The sequence below is a fragment of the Spirillospora sp. NPDC046719 genome (assembly GCF_040645715.1).
Classification (GTDB): domain Bacteria; phylum Actinomycetota; class Actinomycetes; order Streptosporangiales; family Streptosporangiaceae; genus Spirillospora.
In genome coordinates this window covers 1-2,407 of record NZ_JBEYYT010000790.1, presented here as the reverse complement: position 1 = coordinate 2,407, position 2,407 = coordinate 1, and the positions used below count along the sequence as shown (strand labels likewise).

At 72.9% G+C, this 2,407-nt stretch carries 2 protein-coding genes, 1 pseudogene and 1 riboswitch; of the genes and pseudogenes, 2 read left to right on the top strand and 1 reads right to left on the bottom strand.

Annotation, left to right across the window (positions count from 1 at the left end):
- Positions 1 to 224 (bottom strand): annotated as a pseudogene (locus ABZ914_RS50260) (phosphomethylpyrimidine synthase ThiC); the annotation flags it as partial.
- A riboswitch (TPP riboswitch) is annotated at positions 220 to 333 on the bottom strand. (Overlaps the previous pseudogene by 5 nt.)
- A gap of 90 nt (positions 334 to 423) precedes the next feature.
- On the opposite strand from ABZ914_RS50260, the gene tsaA reads away from it, so the two are divergent.
- Together tsaA and gdhA are read left to right on the top strand one after the other, a co-directional pair.
- On the top strand, positions 424 to 846 hold the full coding sequence (gene tsaA, locus ABZ914_RS50255; protein ID WP_500201656.1) for a tRNA (N6-threonylcarbamoyladenosine(37)-N6)-methyltransferase TrmO: 423 nt from the start codon (positions 424 to 426) through the stop codon (positions 844 to 846).
- 77 nt (positions 847 to 923) lie between these two features.
- Positions 924 to 2,300: an NADP-specific glutamate dehydrogenase gene (gene gdhA / locus ABZ914_RS50250; RefSeq protein WP_500201655.1), complete on the top strand. Its 1,377-nt coding sequence runs from the start codon at positions 924 to 926 to the stop codon at positions 2,298 to 2,300.
- Positions 2,301 to 2,407: the final 107 nt, after the last annotated feature.

The following is a 2,407-nucleotide window of genomic DNA, read 5'->3' as shown; positions in this document are numbered from 1 at the left end:
TACGGCTCGGTGTCGCCGCGCTCGGCGATCCACGCCTCCCGCGGCGCGGGCAGCCCCTTGCGGACGTCGGTCTCGTGGTCGGGGTCGGTGTACGGCCCGGACGTGTCGTACAGGACGACGACGTCGCCGTTGGTCAGCGGCACCTCCCGCATGGGAACGCGCACCCCCGGGCGGGAACCCTGGAGGTACGTCTTGCGGGCAGCTGGAACCACGGATTCGGTCATGACGACTCGATCTCTCCCTACGCCGGCATTACCCGGTCAGGTTCATGCGGTCAGCGGCCGTCCCAGCCGCTATCTCAGCCCGGTTCGCCGGGCCCCCGCGATCTGTCGTGCTCGACGGTAACCCGGCGCACCCCCGTTGCCGCAACCGCCGCCGCCGGGGTAGAACGCGCCCGCGCGACGGGGCTGGGAGGATCAGGGCATGGAGAACCTCCGCGATGACTTCACCCTCACGCCGGTCGGCCATGTGTCGTCCCCGCTCAGCGACCGCGCCGAGGCGCCCAAGCAGGGGACGGAGGGCGCCCCCGACGCGTGGCTGGTCTTCGAGCCGTCGTACCAGGCGGCCCTGGAGGGCCTCGGCGCAGGCGACCGGATCATCGTGCTCACCTGGCTGCACCTGGCTCCGCGGGACGTGCTGCGGACCCGGCCGCGCGACGACCCGCGCAACCCCGAGACCGGCGTGTTCGCCACCCGCTCCCCGGCCCGCCCGAACCCGGTCGGCCTGCACCCCGTGGAGATCCTCCAGGTCACCGGGCGGCGCGTGCGCGTCCGCGGGCTGGAGGCGCTCGACGGCACGCCGGTGCTGGACGTCAAGCCCGTTCTCGCGGGGGATACCGGCCTTTGACCGGCCCGTGCTCCGCGGTGGTCCAGACCACCGCCTAAAGTGGAGAGGCATGATCACCGTCTGAGAAAGGACCCGGCATGCCCGTTTCCCCCCGGCCGCAGAACGCGACCGGCACGCACACCGTGCTGGACAAGGCCTACGAGCGCGTCCTCGTCCGCGACCCGGGGGAGCCGGAGTTCCACCAGGCCGTCCACGAGGTGCTGGAGTCGCTCGGCCCGGCCGTCGCCGCCCGCCCCGAGCTCGCCGGCCAGGGGGTGCTGGAGCGGCTCATCGAGCCCGAGCGGCAGATCGTCTTCCGGGTGCCGTGGACCGACGACTCCGGCGCGGTGCACGTCAACCGCGGCTTCCGGGTGGAGTTCAACAGCGCGCTCGGCCCGTACAAGGGCGGCCTGCGCTTCCACCCGTCGGTGAACCTCGGCATCGTGAAGTTCCTCGGCTTCGAGCAGATCTTCAAGAACGCGCTGACCGGTCTCGGCATCGGCGGCGGCAAGGGCGGCAGCGACTTCGACCCGCACGGCCGCTCGGACGCCGAGGTGATGCGGTTCTGCCAGTCGTTCATGACCGAGCTGCACCGCCACATCGGCGACGACACCGACGTCCCGGCCGGGGACATCGGCGTCGGCGGCCGGGAGATCGGCTTCCTGTTCGGCCAGTACCGGCGGATCAGCAACCGCTGGGAGGCGGGCGTCCTCACCGGGAAGGGCCAGCCCTGGGGCGGGTCGGCGTGCCGGACCGAGGCCACCGGCTACGGAAACGTGATGTTCACCGCCGAGATGCTCCGCAAGCGCGGTGAGGAGCTGGACGGCCAGACCGTCACCGTGTCCGGATCCGGCAACGTCGCGATCTACAGCATCGAGAAGGCGCAGCAGCTCGGCGCCAACGTGATCACCGTGTCCGACTCGGGCGGCTACGTGGTGGACGAGAAGGGCATCGACCTCGAACTGCTCAAGCAGATCAAGGAGGTCGAGCGGGGCAGGGTCGCCGACTACGCCGAGCGGCGCGGCGCGTCCGCCCGGTTCGTCCGGGGCGGCAGCGTCTGGGACGTCCCGGCCGACATCGCCCTGCCGTCGGCGACGCAGAACGAGCTGGACGTCCAGGCCGCGCGGGTGCTGGTCCGCAACGGTGTGAAGGCCGTCTCCGAGGGCGCCAACATGCCCACCACGCCCGAGGCGGTCCACGTGCTGCAGGAGGCGGGCGTCGCGTTCGGCCCGGGCAAGGCCGCCAACGCCGGCGGCGTCGCCGTCAGCGCCCTGGAGATGCGGCAGAACGCGGGACGCGAGATGTGGACGTTCCCGAAGGCCGAGGCGGAGCTGGCGGAGATCATGACGCGGATCCACAACACCTGCGACGAGACCTCCGAGCGCTACGGCGCGCCCGGGAACTACGTGGTGGGCGCCAACATCGCGGGGTTCGAGCGCGTCGCCGAGGCGATGCTCGCCCAGGGCCTCATCTGACCTCGGCCCCGGCGCGCTGCCCGCGCGGCGGCGCGCCCGGGGCCGGCGGGAACGCGGCCCCGGGCGGGGGGGCGGCGCGGGGGCGGGGGCGGGCCGGCCGCGGGGTG